The organism is Thiothrix unzii, assembly GCF_017901175.1.
GTDB lineage: Bacteria > Pseudomonadota > Gammaproteobacteria > Thiotrichales > Thiotrichaceae > Thiothrix > Thiothrix unzii.
The window spans coordinates 1,038,960-1,056,125 of sequence record NZ_CP072793.1 but is presented as its reverse complement, the minus strand read 5'-3'; the positions used below and the strand labels follow the sequence as shown (position 1 = coordinate 1,056,125).

Genomic DNA, 17,166 nt, shown 5'->3' with positions numbered 1-17,166 from the left:
TTCCGTAAATTAGTCAGGCTTTTGAGTATAGACGGGGCGTGGAGTGGGTTCAACGTAATTGTCATGGATTTCGCAGCGCGTTAATGCTGGAGTTCAAAAGCATTCCTTTACTTCAAAATTTGGACTATTATCTTTTGTACCTGCATAACGTAGCACTAAAGGTAATGCCATGCACTCCATCGCCATTCGGGAGCTGCGGAATAATCCCGCCAGCCTGACCCATTCGCTCGAACAAAATGAGTACGTCTTCATCACCAAACACGGCAAACCCATTGGTGTCGCTGTCCCACTGACTGATGAAAACCTTTGCATTGGCCTGACCAAAGCCACCGCCTTACAAGCATGGCGCAACGGCGACATCTCGCTGGGTAAAATGGCTGAGTTACTAAAAATGGATAAACGGGATTTACGCCACCTGTTATCCATCATGAACCTGCCCATGATTGACTATCCCGCTGACGAAGTATCGGCGGAAATTGACTTTTTGCTGCAAGATGCCACTGCATGAAAGGGCTGATTGTCGCTGACAGTTCCCCCTTGATCACATTGCTGAATATTGGGCGATTCACCTTGTTGGAAAAACTGTTTACCCACATTATCGTCCCCAATAAAGTTGCGGAAGAAGTGGGACGCGGTGAAGCCAATGATTCCATTTGGTTTGCCCTGCAAGCATCCGGTTTTATCCGCCCCGCTCCGTTGCAAACTGACCCACGTTTGGCCGTCCTGCTGTTGCAGATTGATCCCGGTGAATCGGAAGCGATCCTGCTCGCCGACCAACTCAAGTTACCCCTGCTGATTGATGAAAAGGCAGGACGCAAGATGGCAACATTAATGGGGTTAAAAATTACTGGATTGGTGGGAATTTTGGGTGCGCTTCAACAGAAAGGGGAAATCTCAACCACGCAACTGCCAGACATTCTGCAAGATTTAGAGCGGGTGGAATTTCGCCTGAGTACTGATTTGAAACGCCGATTGTTGGAACAGACAACGCATGGTGAATAGGCGTTATACCCGCATCACCGGCTTACCCGCCAACAGCAACGCCATTGCCAGCATTTCATCCCACAACCGCTGCGGATGGCGCGACACATCTTGCCCGACACCTTTGCTGTGCTGATCCAATAACGCCGCGTGATGAAATAGTAACTGCCAATCCGCCCGCGCCATGCGCCGCAAAGCGTTTTGAAATAAACCTTGGCGGGTTTTCGGCATTCGCATCAACAAGCCCTGAATCGACTGGTTATTGCTCACCAACTGGCAACCGTCGTAAAGCTGACGCAACAAATCTGCCAATGCCCACACCAGTAACGGCGTTGCGGTTTCTTCTTCCTGCAACACCTGCATGATGTGGCACAAGCGGCGGGCATCCTGCGCTAAAATCGCTTCCGCCAGATCAAACACGCTGAAACGTGAGTTATCCGCCACCACGCTCATAATATTTTGCGCCGTCACCGGGCGATTGCCGAACAGCAGCGATAATTTACCAATCTCTTGTACCGCTGCGAGTAAATTACCCTCAACCCGCTCGGTCAGGTAACGCACCGCGTCGTTATCCGGCTGTAAACCGACTTCGCGCATCCGTCGTGCCACCCACGCCAAGGTTTGCGCTGGGGATAAATCCCACACTTGCACCAATACCCCGACTTGTTCGAGCTTTTTGACCCAAGCAGCATTCTTGCAGGTTTTATCCAAACGCCCGGACTGGATCAGTAAGATTTTATCGCTGGGAATATAATCAAGGTAATGCTGCAACGCCTTCGTGCCGGACTGCCCCGCCTTGCAGGTTGGCATTCGGACATCGAGCATTTTTTTATCAGAAAACAGCGATAACGACCCGGCTGCGTCGTACAACACGCCCCAGTCAAATTGCGCATCAACGCTAAAAACATCGCGCTCGCTAAAACCGCGTTCGCTGGCAGCTTTACGCACTGCCGCCGCCGCTTCCATGACTTGTAACGGCTCGTCACCAGCAATCAGATAAACGGAAGCGAGTGTATGACGAAGGTGTTCTTCAATTTGTTCTACGCGGACTTGCATACCAAGAATCAATCAAAAGAAAGCGAAAATGTAACATAATCGGGTTTTTTAAGCTGTTTTTGTTTAGAATCGGCGGCAATTTTCCTGACAATGTGCGCTCCATGAAAACAGCAATGATTTTAACCACGCTACTGACGAGCGGACTCACCGCCAGTAACACTCTGATGGCAAACCCGGCGACGACTGCAACAGCGGATAGCACTTGTTACGCGCAAGTATTGGTTCCGGGGGTATTTCAGACGGCTGAAGAAAAAGTCGTGACTTTTGAGGGCAGCCCACTTTATCAAACCACACCCGTACAACTGGGTTACGGCGAACGTAAAATCAAAGTCGCGGACGCTTACGTGGAATACGAAATCATTCCGGCGGTGTTCGATGAAGTCACCGAAACCGTCGAAATCGAACGTGAACGCACCGAAGTCGAAACGTTTCCCGCGACTTACCGCACCGAAACCAAGCGCATTAAAACCAAGGAAGCCAGCGTGCAGTGGAACCCTGCCTGCGCCCCCGTCGTTAGCGACGATGCCAGCAACATTCCGCCCGCGTGTTTGCTCGAAACTCCGGCCGAATACCAAGAAGTCACCCGTGAACTGATTGCCACCCCAGCGCGTACCGTTAAGCGCGTGATTCCGGGTAAAACCCAAACCGTAACCCGCAAAGTGTTGGTCGAACCTGCCAAAGTCGTGCGCAAAGAAATACCCGCTGTTTACGCAAGCATCCCGTTAGGCCGGGTGGAACAAGCCGCAAAACTCGTTACCACGCCGCAACCCGAACAAAGCCAGCAAGTCCCGGTATTGCGCAAAGTGCAAGCCGAACGCTTCATCAAAATGCCGGTATTGTGCGAAACCGAAGCTGACTCCGTATTGATCAGCCGTTTACAGCAACGCCTGCAACAACTGGGTTACGACACCGGCAAAGCCAGTGGCGCAATCGACACGGCTACCCGCACCGCGCTTACCCATTTCCAACAAGACAATCGCTTGGCATCGGGTGCTATCACCCTCGAAACCTTGCGAAAATTAGGGCTGCCCTAGAGACCCTAGGACATTTCCTGCTAGACTGTGACCCATACAAAAACGATGCAGAAACAAAGGAGTAATCATGTCAGAACAAACCGGAATCCTGATCGGTAAAGGTGAAACACTGGTTCATCTCAGCCCGCGCTTTGCCAACCGCCACGGTCTGATTGCCGGTGCGACGGGGACAGGTAAAACCATTTCGCTGCAAGTGCTGGCGGAAGGTTTTTCACGCATGGGCGTGCCCGTATTCATGGCGGACATCAAAGGCGATTTAACCGGCATTAGCAAACCCGGTGCGGCACATCCCAAAGTGGATGAGCGCGTGGAAAAAATTGGCATTACGGATTTCCGTTTTGAAGGCTGCCCCACCGTTATTTGGGATTTGGCAGGTGAACGCGGGCATCCAATTCGTGCCACGGTTTCCGACATGGGGCCGCTGTTACTGGCTCGTTTGCTCGATTTGAACGACACCCAAGAAGGCGTGTTAAACATTGCATTCAAATTTGCCGACGACCAAGGCATGTTGCTGCTGGATATGAAGGATTTACGCGCCATCCTCCAGTACATGAGTACCAACAGCAAAGAGTTTCAAGGGGCTTACGGCAATGTCAGTTCCGCCTCGATTGGAGCGATTCAGCGACAATTGCTGGTATTAGAACAGCAAGGCGCGGAAAACTTCTTCGGCGAACCAGCACTCGATTTGTGGGACTTTATGCGCACGGGCGCGGGCGGTTACGGTAACGTCAATATCCTCGCTGCTGATAAACTCATCAATACCCCGCGTTTATACGCCACGTTCTTGTTGTGGTTACTATCGGAACTATTTGAAAATCTGCCCGAAGTCGGCGATATGGATAAACCGCGTCTGGTGTTTTTCTTCGACGAAGCCCACTTGCTGTTTAATGGCGCACCCAAAGCCTTGGTCGAAAAAGTCGAACAGGTAGTGAAGTTAATCCGTTCCAAAGGTGTCGGCATTTATTTCATTACCCAGACTCCGCTGGATGTGCCTGAGTCCGTCTTGGGGCAGCTCGGCAATCGCATTCAACACGCCTTACGCGCCTTTACCCCACGTGACCAAAAGGCGGTGCGTACCGCTGCTGAAACCTTCCGCCAAAATCCCAAGCTGGATGTGGCTGAAACCATTATGGAAATGGGCGTTGGTGAAGCCTTGGTTTCCGTGTTGGAAGACAAAGGCACGCCGAGCATTGTGCAACGCACTTTGATTCGCCCGCCGCAATCACGCATCGGGCCTGTCACTGATAGCGAACGTGCGGAACTGTTGCGCACCAGCCCTTTCAGCGGACGTTACGACAATAGCCTCGACCGCGAATCCGCTTACGAACTGCTGCAAAAACGCACTGAACAAGCCACTGCCGAAGCTGCCACTGAAGAAGCCGCCGCCGCAGAACGTAAAACCGTGCGTCGTTACGAAACCAGCAGCAAACGTGAAGCCGACGAAGGCAGCTTCATGGGCGACATTGCCGAAGGTTTATTGAAGAATGCAGTCAAAGCCGCCACCTCCAGTGCAGGACGACGTATCGGCACGCAAATTGTGCGCGGTCTTCTCGGCTCCTTGTTCAAGGGACGTTAAGTCAATCAGGACTAAATTCACGCTTTTCGCACCGAATTGCTGCATATCGCCGCAGTTCGGTGTAGAATCAGGTGATTTTATGGGTATCTGCGACGAAAGGGCGGATTGCTAATGGCGACTATCCTCTTGCTAAACGGGCCAAACCTTAACCTCTTGGGAAAGCGTGAACCCGGACACTACGGTAGCCTAAGCCTGCCACAAATCGAGTCAAACCTTACTGCACTCGCAACAGAACGGGGGCAAACCCTGCTTTGTTACCAGAACAACACGGAAGGGGCTTTGGTTGACCGCATTCATTTGGCAATGGATGAAGGTGTCGAATTCATTATCATCAATCCCGGTGCTTATACACACACCAGCATTGCATTGCGAGATGCGCTGCTAGGCGTTGCTATACCCTTTATTGAAATCCATTTATCCAACGTGCACCGCCGCGAATCTTTCCGCCACCATTCGTATCTTTCCGATATTGCTGAAGGCGTGATTCTAGGCTTAGGAGCCGTAGGTTATGAACTTGCACTGTATGCCGCTATACAGAAAACCTCAACAAACATGACAAAGGCGTTACCCCATGATGGACGTGCGTAAAATACAAAAACTCATCCAGTTACTCGAAGGCAGCGATGTTGCCGAAATCGAAATCAAAGAAGGCGAAGATTCCGTGCGCATTAGCCGCCTGAATTCCGGCATGATGACCAATGCCGCGCCACAGCACTTCTACACACCACCACCTGTTGGTCACGCCGCACCTGTTGCCGCCGCACCAGCAGCAGAAGTTCACACTGCCGCCGCCGCACCGTCAGGCCACGTGGTCGAATCGCCAATGGTTGGCACGTTTTACCGCGCCTCTTCGCCAACCGCTAAACCCTTTGCTGAAGTCGGGCAAAGCGTCAAAGTTGGCGACACCCTGTGCATTATCGAAGCAATGAAAATGCTCAACCAGATTCAATCCGATGTATCCGGTGTCATCAAAGCCATTTTGGTTGAGAACGAACAACCTGTCGAATTCGGGCAGCCGCTGTTCATCGTTGAATAACGTTTGTGATTAAGTAACACCGTTGAGGTGAGAATATGTTGAAGAAAGTACTGATCGCAAACCGGGGCGAAATTGCCCTGCGTATCTTGCGTGGTTGCCGTGAACTCGGCATTAAAACGGTCGCAGTGCATTCCACCGCTGACCGTGACCTCAAGCACGTGCGTCTTGCCGACGAATCCGTGTGCATTGGCCCGCCACGTTCCACTGATAGTTACCTGAACATCCCTGCGATTATCAGCGCGGCGGAAGTCACGGGTGCGGATGCGATTCACCCCGGCTATGGCTTTTTGTCTGAAAACGCCGATTTTGCCGAGCGCGTCGAATCCAGCGGTTTCATTTTCATTGGCCCGCGTGCTGACACCATTCGCCTAATGGGTGACAAGATTTCAGCGAAAGACGCGATGATTGCCGCTGGCGTTCCGTGCGTTCCGGGTTCTGAAGGCGGTACGCCCGAAGACCCCGAAGAAATCCTCAAAATGGGAACGCGCATTGGCTACCCGTTAATCGTCAAAGCAACCGGCGGTGGCGGCGGTCGTGGGATGCGCGTGGTGCATTCTGCCGACGAACTGGTAGCAGCCGTTACCCTCACCCGTGCCGAAGCCAAAGCCGCGTTTGGTAACGACGTGGTGTTCATGGAAAAATTCCTGCAACGCCCGCGTCATATCGAACTGCAAGTGCTGGCAGATTCTCACGGCAATGCGATTCACCTGTGCGAACGCGATTGCTCGATGCAACGCCGTAACCAAAAAGTGGTGGAAGAAGCCCCTGCCCCGTTCATTACCGAAGAGCAACGCGCCCGCATTGGCAACCGTGTTGCCGAAGCCTGCCGTAAAATCGGCTACCGTGGCGCGGGTACGTTTGAGTTCCTCTACGAAGACGGCGAATTCTATTTCATCGAAATGAATACCCGTTTGCAAGTCGAACACCCTGTCACTGAACTGATTACTGGCGTAGATTTGGTGAAACAGCAATTGCTGATTGCCTCCGGTGAAGTGCTGGCGTTGCGTCAGGAAGACATCAAGGTGAACGGTCACGCGATTGAATGCCGTATCAATGCCGAAGACCCGCAAACGTTTGCGCCATCACCGGGCAAAATTACCCGTTACCATGTACCGGGTGGCTTGGGTGTGCGCGTGGATTCGCACATTTACGCCGATTACAGTGTGCCGCCCTACTACGATTCCATGATCGGCAAGCTGATTGTCCACGGGCAAGACCGCGAAACCGCGATCAACCGGATGCACGGCGCACTTAGTGAAATGGTCATCGAAGGCATTAAAACCAATATCCCGCTGCAAACCCGCATTATGGAAGACCCCGCGTTCCGTGCTGGTGGTGCTGATATTCACTACCTCGAAAAAATGTTGGGAATGCATAAATAATGAGCTGGCAGCAATTGGTTTGTCATACCACTTCCAAACATCAGGAAGTGGTCGTGGATACGATGGAAGCCGTGGGAGCGGTTTCCATTACTTGGCAGGATGCGGAAGATGACCCCATCCTCGAACCACGCCCCGGCGAAATGCGCTTGTGGAATAATCTGGTAGTCACTGCATTGTATGAGGAAGATACCGACCTCAACGCCTTGCAGTTACTGCTGGAAACACGTAAAGCCGACTGGCAAATCGAATCCGTGCTGTATGAAATTGTCGAAGATCAGCCGTGGGAACGTGCTTGGATGGATAGTTTCCAGCCTATGTGCTTCGGTAAACGTTTGTGGATTTACCCCAGTTGGTTTGAAATCCCCGACGATGACAGCGTAAAACTGTTGCTTGACCCCGGCTTGGCGTTTGGTACAGGCACGCATCCAACCACCGCGCTGTGCCTTGAGTGGCTGGATGGACAAGACGTGACAGGACAGGAAGTGCTGGATTACGGTTGCGGCTCTGGCGTGCTTGCCATTGCCGCACTCAAACTCGGCGCGAAACACGCAGTGGGCACGGACATTGACCCGCAAGCACTGCTGGCGACTCAAGACAATGCTGAACGAAACAGCGTTGACCCCGCACTGTTACACACCTGTTACCCAGAAAAACTACCCAAACAAACCTACGATGTGGTCATGGCTAACATTTTAGCAGGGCCGTTGGTCGAGTTAGCACCTGCGTTACTGTCGGCAATGCACCCCGGTAGTAAGCTAGTGTTGTCCGGCATTTTGGCGGAACAGGCTGAATCTATTGAAAATGCTTATAAACCTGCATTAGATGACTTTAGCATCGTTCAAAAAGACGATTGGATCAGGGTAACTGGAATCTACCGTTAATCTCTATTTTTTGCCCATACAAGGACTTCGCTGATATTTTGCGCCCATTCGAGTATGAAATTCGTCGTTAGACGGACTAGAATAAGGCGACAACCCCTAATGGCACGGAGTCATGTATACACAGTGCAACCACTGCAAAGCGATTTTTCGCGTCACCATGAAAGAGTTAACAGCCGCTCAAGGCTTACTCCGCTGTGGTGAGTGCGATACCATTTTTGATGCAATGAAAAGCTTAAGCACGACCTTGCCCGAAGAACGGCGTTTCGCCCCAATGGGTAATGCCGCGCTGACCGATGTAGCAGAAGTAGCTGCCTCGAACAAATTATCGACAGCCGGATTTGAAAAAGGTTTTTTCAGCAAAAAAGAAGCGCAAGCAGCAACCAATAAGCCGACCTTTCAGGCCAATACGCAACATTACCCACGGCGGGTGTTTACCTCGCGCCTGTTATTAACCATTGGTATTACCTCGCTGGTATTACTGTTGTTATTGCAACTGACCTACAGCAGCCGTAATTGGTTAGCCCAGTATCCGTTAACAGCCAATCTGACACGCCAACTGTGCTTGTCATTAGGGTGTGAGATCCGCTTACCACGTGACTTGCAGAAGATTAACTTATTGAGTCGTAATGTGTATTCGCATCCCAACACACCGGGCGTGCTGACCATTAGCTTGTCTATTCAAAACGAAGCGGTGTTTGCCCAACCTTACCCGTTGGTAGAAATCAGCTTCTTGGATAAGGACAATAATGTGGTGGCATTACGACGCTTCACCCCCGGTGAATACATAAAAAACTTTCAGGACGAACCCATCCAACCGGGTGTTCCCAGTGAATTATTACTCAACATATCGGATCCCGGTAGTGAAGCAGTGCGTTTTCAATTTCGCTTTATGTGAATATTAAAGGAAATGATGCGCTTATTATAAATTTCGGCTACAATTCGCCGCGCAAATTTCGCGGCCATTATCGCCTTACTCAACCGCAAGGTGTAACCGTCCGAAACGACACATAAGCCTTGCCCAATCAGCTTGTTGGAGACAAAAATGGCAACTGACAATGTAACCTATATGACACGGAAGTCAGCGTTACCAGTTGACGGGATTGAACCTTATATCCCGGAACCCGGTGAAGAATATATGAACGAAAAGCAATTACAGCATTTTCGTAGCATCCTTGTTGCATGGAAGAAATCCCTGATGGAAGAAGTTGACCGCACGGTTGACCATATGAAGGAAGACGCAACTAACTTTTCAGACCCCGCCGACCGCGCCACACAGGAAGAAGAATTCGCATTGGAACTACGGGCGCGTGACCGCGAACGTAAACTGATCCGCAAAATTGAAAAAACCATCGCACGTTTGGATGAAGACGATTACGGCTACTGCGATGCCTGCGGCATTGAAATCGGCTTACAACGTTTAGAAGTCCGCCCTACTGCCGAACTGTGCATCGACTGTAAAACCACGCAAGAAATCAAAGAAAAGCAAATGGCTTACTAAGCCTTGCTCACTATTGGTAGATTCGCACCCTCACCCACCGGGTCATTGCATTTTGGCTCGTTACTTGCCGCTGCTGCCAGTTACTTGGCGGCACGTCAAGCCGGGGGGCGTTGGCTGTTACGCATTGAAGACCTCGACAAACCCCGCGAACAACCCGGCGCAACCGCAGACATTATTCGCACCCTTGGCGAATTTGGATTTTGCTGGGATGGCGAGATTCTCTATCAAAGCCAGCGCACCGCTGCTTACCAACAAGCACTCAGCGCATTAGCATCACACACCTACCCTTGCACCTGCTCACGTAAAGACCTGCAACAACACGCCCACGTCGGTGAATTTGGGCTTATTTACCCTGATACCTGCCGGGATCAAACCCACACGGATGCACCCCACGCTATGCGCTTGCGCACGGATGATGAAACAGTGTGTTTTACCGATTTGATACGTGGTCACTATTGCCAACGCTTGCACAAGGAAGTCGGGGACTTTGTGGTGCGGCGTGCCGATGGTTTGTTTGCCTATCAATTAGCGGTCGTAGTCGATGATGCGTTTCAAGGGGTAAATCAAATCGTGCGCGGTGCAGACTTACTCGACAACACCCCGCGTCAATGCTGGTTGCAACACTTACTCGGCTACCCTCAGCCCAGTTACGCCCATATTCCGTTAGCCGTTAGTGAAAACGGGCAAAAACTGAGTAAACAAAATCTCGCACCAGCCTTGGACACCCATAAACGTTTAGAAACACTGGTATCAGCTCTGCACTTCTTGGGTCAAACCTGCCCAGAAGCTGATGCATTTGGTAGCTTGAATGCATTTTGGGATTTCGCGATTCAGCAGTGGGATATGAGCAAAGTACCGCGTGTGCAGGCTTTATCTTACACAAATTGATGCGGTGCGCTGTTCGTTAAGGTCTTTTATGGTATTGTTCTCTAACGAAACACGAACAGGTCACTCATCATGGGGCAGACATCCTACGCAACCTTAAATACCAACTCGCTGCCATCACAAGCAGTTAACGACAGTCGAGCCTTCATTGGACGTTTAAAACCCGATGCTGGGATTGCGGAACCCTTGTACCTCCAACTGCAACGCCAGATTATTCAAATGATCGAAGCGGGTGAATTAAACGACGGTGATAGCCTGCCTTCAGAACGCGTGTTGGCAGAAGCGTTAAAACTAAGCCGCACCACCGTGCGTCGTTGCTACGATGAGTTACGCGAGCAAGATTACATCAGCACCCACGGGCGTGCCGGTGTCATGGTTAAAGCCCCGCCACGAATTAACCCGGAACTAGGCAAACTCAAAGGTTTCACCGAAGAAATGCGTGAAATCGGGGTCGAACCATCCACGCAATTGCTGGAACGGCGTATCGTTTCTGATCGCACCATTGCCTCTGTTTTTAACCGCCCGTCTACCGCACGCTTTTTAAAACTGGTGCGCTTACGCCTTGGTGATGGAATCCCCATGACGCGGGAAGTGGCTTGGTACGACCTGACCATTGCACCTGCTTTGGCGGAATGGGATATTGAGGGTTCTGCATACCAGTTTTTACAACAACGCTGCAGCATCGCACTCGATCATGGGGAACAAACCATAGAAGCCGCGATGAGCAACGAGGATGAAATGGCTGTTTTTGGTTTCCTAGAACCTAGCCCCTGCTTGTTGCTGAAACGGAAAACTTACGCCACTAACGGGCAAATGGTTGAATACGTGGAAGGGACATTCCGTGGGGATGCGTATACGTATCGGATTACGTTGAAGATGCAACCTTAACCGCAGCACTCGTAATACCAAAAACCTGCTGTAATGCCGATACAATTTCACGCCATACAGTAGTAACCACCGCCAGATCAGTACTTGAAGGAAATGCTAAAAAATCATGGATCATACCTTTAGCACAGTATGATCGGGCATTAACACCCGCCACTTGCATCATAAGTGCATACACCTCAGCCTCATCACGCAATGGGTCAAATTCTGCTGTAATAATCAACGCGGGTGGCAATGCAGCAAAGGTCTTGGCATAAAGCGGTGAAATATCACTCCTGCAACGCTGCGATCGGTCTGGCACATAACAATCCCAAAATCGCCGCATCACTGCACTTGTCAGAATCCCTCCTTGAGCATTTTCCTGATACGAAACACGGGTAAAATCAGCATCTAATGAGGGGTACAGCAAAAGCTGGAATAAAGGCTTATTTCTCGAATTTTGTAACTGATGCGTCATACAGGCCGCTAAATTCCCGCCAGCACTATCCCCTCCAACCGCCATCCTGCCCCTGTCCAAACCCAAATCAGACGCTGCGGTTTCCAACCATTGCACAACGGTCAAACCATCGTCCAAAGCACACGGAAAAGGATATTCAGGTGCAAGCCGATAGTCGATGGACACTACTGCGCAACCCACACGATTTGCCAAAGAACGGCATAGCCATTCTGCACTATCCAAGCCCCCCATGACCCACCCACCTCCATGAAACCAAACTAGCATGGGTAAATTCGGTTGCAGGCTCGGTTTGTATAACCTGATTGCCAACGTACCAGCTTTAGTGGGTATGTGATGATCCTCTACACAACAGACAAACGGCAAGTTCTCAGATGCCGGACAACACGCACGCTGAAACCGACGCAAAGCCTCCAGATTCTCACTGGCAAGATCATGTAATCCGAATTGCTCCATCATGCTTTTGGTATTCCCCATAACCTCAAGCATCAGCGGGTGAATATCACGATTACGCTGACAATCCCCCATAAACTGCCCAACTTGCTGCCAGGTTGGCAAAATCTGCAACACCCCTTGCTGGGATGCAATCATAGCCCCACAAGCATTGGCAAAGCGTAATGCTTTAACTAATGGATAATCGTTCAGCAAAGCATAAGCCAGTCCTGTGGCAAACGCATCCCCTGCTCCTGTTGGGTCAACAGGCTCAATTGTCCAAGCAGGTTCGTGCATTGCTTCCTGCCCACGCTGTAATGCCACACAACCACGTTCCGCCAACGTCACCACCAGCAACTCCCCTTTCCATGCTAACACCGGTAACAAGCGCAACCACTGGGCAAGTGAGAGTGTGTCCACATCAGTAATACCAAAACAAGCTGCTGCTTCTGTTTCGTTGAGTACCAATATATCCGTCAGGGAAAGCAGCACCGTTTCAGGTTCACGCCAAGGCGAGGGATTCAGCAAGGTTTTGATGCCGCGTTGCCGCGCTTGCTTAAATGCTTCCACAATCGGTGCATCAGGAATTTCAAACTGGGCGCACACCAAGCGGCAATCTTGCAAGGTATTACTGGCAGTCTGAACGTGACCAATACTCAGTTGGGCGTTCGCCCCCGGATAGATGGTAATGATATTGTCACCAGCGGCTGTTACCAAACCAACACCAAAACCGGAAGGGATGGAAGTGCGCACAACGCCTTGTATCTCAAGACCTTCAGACCGCAGCAAGGTCATCAATGCATCACCCGGCGTGTCGTTGCCGACCGCAATCAGCGGGTAAGTCCGTAAGCCCAGACGATGCATCCCGACAGCCAGATTCAACCCCTTGCCGCCATGCTCCGTCCACAAAGCTTCAGCTTGCAATGACTCCCCTGCTTTCGGCAACTGTTTAACCACAAGACTATTGGCATTCACATAACTGCCCAGCACAAACACATCCACCATACTATTTGCTACTCCCTCCATAACCCAGACAGCGCAATTTTAGTTGAATTTGAACATCACCCGGCGATTTTTTTATGGCTTCGTGTTGGAGGAAAAGGGTTTCTAGCGATATTTTTCTATTTGCAAATTCCAATATTGGTACTATATTGGAATTATAGCAAAGTTATGCGTGGGAGTTATGAAAGGAATCGAAGATGAAAATCATTGAAGTGCTAGCTGTTGCCATTCGGATTTTGGGAGTTCTATTACTCATTCGTATGCTGGAAAGTCTACCTTATTGGCTTCAAGCATTGGCGATCATTAGCCCAGACAGACCAGTACCCGAAAGTGACACCTACATTACGTACATCCAGTATGCCATATTCACGGCGATGGCATTGATTGCGTTTCTGATGCTCAAGTTTCCCACCTTATTAGCGAGATCTTTGGTGGGAAATCTGCGCTCTGATTCCCCCTTACTGGAAGAAAAGGGGCAGGCTATCCAGATAGCCGGGATTGCCATTATTGGTATTTACATCCTGACATGGACGATTCCTGACCTTTTTCACAACGCTTTGATATTTTGGGCAATAAGCAACCATCTGGAGATCTCAGGCAATTCATGGGAAATCAAGATCAATATTGCCATTACGCTCATTGAGATAGGCATCGGTTTTTATTGTGCGTTGGGTGCGCAAGGCATTAGCACGATCATTAGTAAGCTTCGCTCATAGAGCATAACAATTCAAATCACGAGGCGACTTGCCTAAATTTTGATATTTACCAAAATACATAATTGGTACTATATTGGCATCTTCATTTACGAGAAGGAGTATAGCCATGAAATCACTAACCACCATCAGCATGACACTAGCACTAACATTAGCTTGCCTGAGCATACCCGCCAGTGCCGAACCCGCAGCAGACGGCATCTTTTACATCAAAGCCAAACACAGTAACAAGTGTGTCCATCAGCACGGACATATCAACAACAATGGCGGCAACGTCACCCAATGGGATTGCGTTAATCAGGGCAATACCAAACTGGAACGCATACCAACTGGCAGTGGCTATTTCCTACTGCGTTTCAAACACAGCGGCAAATGCCTCACTGTCGAAAATGACAGCCTAGATCGTGGAGCCAATATCATACAGTGGGATTGTAATTACGATGGTCCACGCAACCAGACTTGGCACGCAATCAAAGCCAGCAACAGCCCGACTGATCCTTATGTGCAAATACAATCCACCATTGGGTACTGTTTACACCAACACGGGGCGACTAACGGCAACGGCGACAATATAACCCAGTGGGATTGTGTCAATGAGCCAAACGTATTGTGGAAATTTACCCCGGCTCCAAATTGATTAGCAACCCAACAGGCAGGGATGCGGTGAAAGACTACCGCATCCTGTCATTAAATATAGATGCAAGAGGGGGAGTCTCTATGTCCATTCCATTCCGTTTAACCAGTCTTTTTATCTTGTTACCATCAATAGTCATGGCAGCGGATTACCCTCCGCTACCCACGGGCTGGGCTAGTGAAAACACGCCCCTACTCGTGCCTGCACAAACAATGATAGGTTCTGAGGTCATAGTTATGGAAGGGGCACAAACATTAGGACGCATGACACAAACCATCGTAGAAATTCGCGCTTGGATGGAAAAATCCCAAGACGTTACTGACGAATTGGACAAATCCGTCGAAACACTGGAAAAAGACATGGCAACCGTCAAGGAAGCCATTGCCCGTTTACAGCAACAACAACCCGGCGGTAATCCAGCCCCTGCCCCGCCCGCCAACAACGATGCGCGTCTGGAAGCCCTCGAAGCCCGTATTGCCAAACTGGAGGCCAATCACAATACCGTGCAAGCCCCGTTCAAGGTGATTGATGCCGCAGGAAAAACCCTGATGACCGTTAATTCTGACAAAGGCATTTCAAGCCTGCGCTTGGGCGAACCGGGCAACGCCATGGCTGCATTGTTGATCGACGGCGAGTCTGCCCGTGTTATTGCTGCGAATAAAAGCAATATTGGCTACCTCAATGCGGATGCCAATATCAGCCAGACCGTTTTAAGCAGTAATGGTGTCCGTACCGCCATTGGCTCTCCCGAAGAAGGTGTCAATGGCATGGTCATCAGTAATGCTGACAACAGACAACCCTTGGGCGAAATGGCTTTGCGCCCCGGCAAGAAATTTGCCCTGCGCTTGTATGACGAAGCAGGCAAAGTGGTGGTTTCCGCAGGCACAAACCCCACCACCAGCGGTTCCGGTACAGTGATGGCAGCCAACACTCAAGGCGAAAACGTTGCTTTTGTTGGCACATCCAGCGACGGTCAAACAGGTGTTGTCAGTGTCGCAAAAGGTGGAAAGGACACCGCTGCGCTTATCTCCGAGCCGCGCATGATCGTGTTGTACAACGATGCCGGTGAGGCGATTACCACACTGGCCAAAAGTCAGGAGGGTACGGGTGAAGGTGGCAATATCACCATCCGCCAACCCGATGGGGAAGGTATTTTCTCTGCTGGTTACAATGCCGAAGCAGGCGGTGGCGATGCTTGCGTGTATCGTGCCAAAAAACAAAACATGTTCTGCCTCGGTATTGGTGTACCCGGCATGGGCGCGATAGGACGCTAAAGCATGAATACCCACCCTATTGTGCTTACGTTCCCGCTGTTGCTCATCGCCAGCAATGTCAGTGTTGCAGCCACCACACCGACCATTCCGCTATGCCCCGGTTTGCACATTGTCACTGCCATCAACCAAAGCAGCGGCGACTATGAATCCATCAAGCGCATTACCAGTGTCGATGACAGCGGCGTTACCCTGCATTACTCCAGCGAACACGAGGTCGATGACCCCTTCAGCGACAAGCCACCGGAATTGGTTGCCACCAACGTCACCCGCCGTATCCTGCACGCAGACCAGCAAAAAGCCCCTTACTACCTAGCAATTTTCAGTCCGATTCTGCCAGAAACCGTGCCGAATAGCACCGCCATCAGCCTGACCGACGACAACTACACACGCCTGAAAACCACGGGTAAAGCAGACGTTTCCATCGTTACCACGCTCAACTTCAGTACAACCCCGGAAAATGTGCTTGACCCTGACTCGCCCTATCGCTGGTGGTTTGCGCCTTCGGTGTATGCGCTGGAATTGCCCGAGAAAACCCCTGTCCCATTTCCGGTATTGTTGAATGGCAAACCGGTGGAATTGCCTGCATTACACATCAAGGGTTTGTTTGGTGAGGAAAAAGCCGAGTTTTTTGTGCTGGATGACCCACACAACCCGCTAATACTGAAATTTCGTTTAGGTTTTGGCGCGGATGAAGCCTTGAGAGCCAAGTTTGCCGACGACCCGGTGATGACCAAAATGCTGGAAGAAATCGCCGCAACATCGCCCGCACCGTCAGAACGGGATAGTTTGCAGGTGACACAGATTACGTTTGACTGCCACAACAGCGATGATTTGCCGATAGCGACCAATACGGGCAAACCACTGGAAATATCTGGCGAATTTGATACTGATACCGAACCTTTCCCTACAGGTGGCGGCGGCGCGAACAGTGGCAGCGGTATGGACGCGGGTACTGGCAATAGTGGCGGTGGCACAGGTACGGGTTCAATGAGCAACGGCGCGGGTAGCCTGAGCCTTGGTCAAGGTGCTGGCGGCAATGGCGCAGGAAGTGGCAACAAAGCCGCCGAACTGGAAAAAGCCCTGCAAAAAGGCGATAAAGTCGACATCTATGACATCTTTTTCAGCTTCAACAGTGCCACATTACGCCCGGAATCGGATGAAACCCTAACCACTATCGCCGACCTGCTCAACAAACACCCCGACTGGAAACTCGCCATCGGTGGGCATACGGATAGCATTGCCAGCGACAGTTTTAACCTTGACCTTTCCAACCAACGTGCGGTGGCGGTGAAAACTGCTTTGGTGGAACGCTTCAAAATTGCGGATAGCCGTTTGAGTACCCAAGGCTATGGCGAAGCCAGTCCGCGTGACACCAATGATACCCTTGAAGGCCGCGCCCGTAACCGGCGGGTGGAACTCAGGAAACAATAACTGTTAAACACA

Annotated in this window: 18 protein-coding genes; 16 read left to right on the top strand and 2 right to left on the bottom strand. The window is 50.8% G+C overall.

Going from position 1 to position 17,166, the window contains the following annotated elements; all coding sequences use genetic code 11:
- Positions 1 to 169 precede the first annotated feature (169 nt).
- Positions 170 to 508, top strand: a complete 339-nt coding sequence (locus J9260_RS05460; RefSeq protein ID WP_210220023.1) for a UPF0175 family protein — start codon at positions 170 to 172, stop codon at positions 506 to 508.
- Positions 505 to 1,002, top strand: a complete 498-nt coding sequence (locus tag J9260_RS05455; RefSeq protein ID WP_210220022.1) for a PIN domain-containing protein — start codon at positions 505 to 507, stop codon at positions 1,000 to 1,002. Before J9260_RS05460 ends, J9260_RS05455 begins: the two co-directional genes overlap by 4 nt.
- Positions 1,003 to 1,005: 3 nt before the next feature.
- On the opposite strand, the gene holA is transcribed toward J9260_RS05455, so the two are convergent.
- Positions 1,006 to 2,037, bottom strand: coding sequence for a DNA polymerase III subunit delta (holA, locus tag J9260_RS05450; protein WP_210220021.1), 1,032 nt, complete (start codon positions 2,035 to 2,037; stop codon positions 1,006 to 1,008).
- Positions 2,038 to 2,138: 101 nt separating this feature from the next.
- Here holA and J9260_RS05445 point away from each other — a divergent pair, with 101 nt between their 5' ends.
- From J9260_RS05445 to J9260_RS05400, 10 genes are all read left to right on the top strand, one after another.
- Positions 2,139 to 3,071, top strand: a complete 933-nt coding sequence (locus J9260_RS05445; protein ID WP_210220020.1) for a peptidoglycan-binding domain-containing protein — start codon at positions 2,139 to 2,141, stop codon at positions 3,069 to 3,071.
- Positions 3,072 to 3,138: 67 nt separating this feature from the next.
- Positions 3,139 to 4,647 (top strand): helicase HerA-like domain-containing protein, encoded by a 1,509-nt coding sequence (locus J9260_RS05440; protein ID WP_210220019.1) that lies wholly within the window; start codon positions 3,139 to 3,141, stop codon positions 4,645 to 4,647.
- Between the two features lie 111 nt (positions 4,648 to 4,758).
- Positions 4,759 to 5,235 carry a type II 3-dehydroquinate dehydratase gene (gene aroQ, locus J9260_RS05435; RefSeq protein ID WP_210220018.1) on the top strand — a complete coding sequence of 159 codons (477 nt, stop codon included), beginning with the start codon at positions 4,759 to 4,761 and terminating at the stop codon, positions 5,233 to 5,235.
- Positions 5,219 to 5,683, top strand: coding sequence for an acetyl-CoA carboxylase biotin carboxyl carrier protein (accB, locus tag J9260_RS05430; RefSeq protein ID WP_246499648.1), 465 nt, complete (start codon positions 5,219 to 5,221; stop codon positions 5,681 to 5,683). The genes aroQ and accB overlap by 17 nt, the downstream gene beginning before the upstream one ends.
- Before the next feature lie 35 nt (positions 5,684 to 5,718).
- Positions 5,719 to 7,065, top strand: a complete 1,347-nt coding sequence (gene accC, locus J9260_RS05425) for an acetyl-CoA carboxylase biotin carboxylase subunit (RefSeq protein ID WP_210220017.1) — start codon at positions 5,719 to 5,721, stop codon at positions 7,063 to 7,065.
- Positions 7,065 to 7,946 (top strand): 50S ribosomal protein L11 methyltransferase, encoded by an 882-nt coding sequence (prmA, locus tag J9260_RS05420; protein WP_210220016.1) that lies wholly within the window; start codon positions 7,065 to 7,067, stop codon positions 7,944 to 7,946. Before accC ends, prmA begins: the two co-directional genes overlap by 1 nt.
- Before the next feature lie 112 nt (positions 7,947 to 8,058).
- Positions 8,059 to 8,841, top strand: coding sequence for a zinc-ribbon and DUF3426 domain-containing protein (locus J9260_RS05415; protein WP_210220722.1), 783 nt, complete (start codon positions 8,059 to 8,061; stop codon positions 8,839 to 8,841).
- A 147-nt stretch (positions 8,842 to 8,988) separates the two neighbouring features.
- Positions 8,989 to 9,444, top strand: coding sequence for an RNA polymerase-binding protein DksA (dksA, locus tag J9260_RS05410; protein WP_210220015.1), 456 nt, complete (start codon positions 8,989 to 8,991; stop codon positions 9,442 to 9,444).
- Between the two features lie 3 nt (positions 9,445 to 9,447).
- Complete coding sequence (gene gluQRS / locus J9260_RS05405) at positions 9,448 to 10,332, top strand: tRNA glutamyl-Q(34) synthetase GluQRS (RefSeq protein ID WP_210220014.1); 885 nt, start codon at positions 9,448 to 9,450, stop codon at positions 10,330 to 10,332.
- 69 nt (positions 10,333 to 10,401) lie between these two features.
- The gene (locus J9260_RS05400; protein WP_210220013.1) at positions 10,402 to 11,217 is read left to right on the top strand and encodes a GntR family transcriptional regulator; all 816 of its coding nucleotides are present in this window, start codon (positions 10,402 to 10,404) and stop codon (positions 11,215 to 11,217) included.
- On the opposite strand, the gene J9260_RS05395 is transcribed toward J9260_RS05400, so the two are convergent.
- Entirely contained in the window at positions 11,195 to 13,105 is a 1,911-nt protein-coding gene (locus tag J9260_RS05395; RefSeq protein ID WP_210220012.1) for a PfkB family carbohydrate kinase, read from the bottom strand. The two genes, J9260_RS05400 and J9260_RS05395, sit on opposite strands and share 23 nt — an antisense overlap.
- A gap of 194 nt (positions 13,106 to 13,299) precedes the next feature.
- Between J9260_RS05395 and J9260_RS05390 the strand changes: the two genes are divergently transcribed.
- The 4 genes from J9260_RS05390 to J9260_RS05375 all read left to right on the top strand — a co-directional run bounded on the left by J9260_RS05390 (position 13,300) and on the right by J9260_RS05375 (position 17,154).
- Entirely contained in the window at positions 13,300 to 13,818 is a 519-nt protein-coding gene (locus J9260_RS05390) for a hypothetical protein (protein ID WP_210220011.1), read from the top strand.
- Between the two features lie 106 nt (positions 13,819 to 13,924).
- Entirely contained in the window at positions 13,925 to 14,452 is a 528-nt protein-coding gene (locus J9260_RS05385; protein ID WP_210220010.1) for an RICIN domain-containing protein, read from the top strand.
- Between the two features lie 233 nt (positions 14,453 to 14,685).
- Positions 14,686 to 15,723 (top strand): hypothetical protein, encoded by a 1,038-nt coding sequence (locus J9260_RS05380; RefSeq protein WP_210220009.1) that lies wholly within the window; start codon positions 14,686 to 14,688, stop codon positions 15,721 to 15,723.
- A 3-nt stretch (positions 15,724 to 15,726) separates the two neighbouring features.
- Positions 15,727 to 17,154 carry an OmpA family protein gene (locus J9260_RS05375; protein ID WP_210220008.1) on the top strand — a complete coding sequence of 476 codons (1,428 nt, stop codon included), beginning with the start codon at positions 15,727 to 15,729 and terminating at the stop codon, positions 17,152 to 17,154.
- Positions 17,155 to 17,166 lie beyond the last annotated feature (12 nt).

Bases quoted from the DNA above. Each gene is read 5' to 3' on its own strand.
- J9260_RS05460 (WP_210220023.1), top strand. From the start codon at position 170: ATGCACTCCATCGCCATTCGGGAGCTGCGGAATAATCCCGCCAGCCTG.
- J9260_RS05455 (WP_210220022.1), top strand. From the start codon at position 505: ATGAAAGGGCTGATTGTCGCTGACAGTTCCCCCTTGATCACATTGCTG.
- holA (WP_210220021.1), bottom strand. From the start codon at position 2,037: ATGCAAGTCCGCGTAGAACAAATTGAAGAACACCTTCGTCATACACTC.
- J9260_RS05445 (WP_210220020.1), top strand. From the start codon at position 2,139: ATGAAAACAGCAATGATTTTAACCACGCTACTGACGAGCGGACTCACC.
- J9260_RS05440 (WP_210220019.1), top strand. From the start codon at position 3,139: ATGTCAGAACAAACCGGAATCCTGATCGGTAAAGGTGAAACACTGGTT.
- aroQ (WP_210220018.1), top strand. From the start codon at position 4,759: ATGGCGACTATCCTCTTGCTAAACGGGCCAAACCTTAACCTCTTGGGA.
- accB (WP_246499648.1), top strand. From the start codon at position 5,219: ATGATGGACGTGCGTAAAATACAAAAACTCATCCAGTTACTCGAAGGC.
- accC (WP_210220017.1), top strand. From the start codon at position 5,719: ATGTTGAAGAAAGTACTGATCGCAAACCGGGGCGAAATTGCCCTGCGT.
- prmA (WP_210220016.1), top strand. From the start codon at position 7,065: ATGAGCTGGCAGCAATTGGTTTGTCATACCACTTCCAAACATCAGGAA.
- J9260_RS05415 (WP_210220722.1), top strand. From the start codon at position 8,059: ATGTATACACAGTGCAACCACTGCAAAGCGATTTTTCGCGTCACCATG.
- dksA (WP_210220015.1), top strand. From the start codon at position 8,989: ATGGCAACTGACAATGTAACCTATATGACACGGAAGTCAGCGTTACCA.
- J9260_RS05400 (WP_210220013.1), top strand. From the start codon at position 10,402: ATGGGGCAGACATCCTACGCAACCTTAAATACCAACTCGCTGCCATCA.
- J9260_RS05395 (WP_210220012.1), bottom strand. From the start codon at position 13,105: ATGGTGGATGTGTTTGTGCTGGGCAGTTATGTGAATGCCAATAGTCTT.
- J9260_RS05390 (WP_210220011.1), top strand. From the start codon at position 13,300: ATGAAAATCATTGAAGTGCTAGCTGTTGCCATTCGGATTTTGGGAGTT.
- J9260_RS05385 (WP_210220010.1), top strand. From the start codon at position 13,925: ATGAAATCACTAACCACCATCAGCATGACACTAGCACTAACATTAGCT.
- J9260_RS05380 (WP_210220009.1), top strand. From the start codon at position 14,686: ATGGAAGGGGCACAAACATTAGGACGCATGACACAAACCATCGTAGAA.
- J9260_RS05375 (WP_210220008.1), top strand. From the start codon at position 15,727: ATGAATACCCACCCTATTGTGCTTACGTTCCCGCTGTTGCTCATCGCC.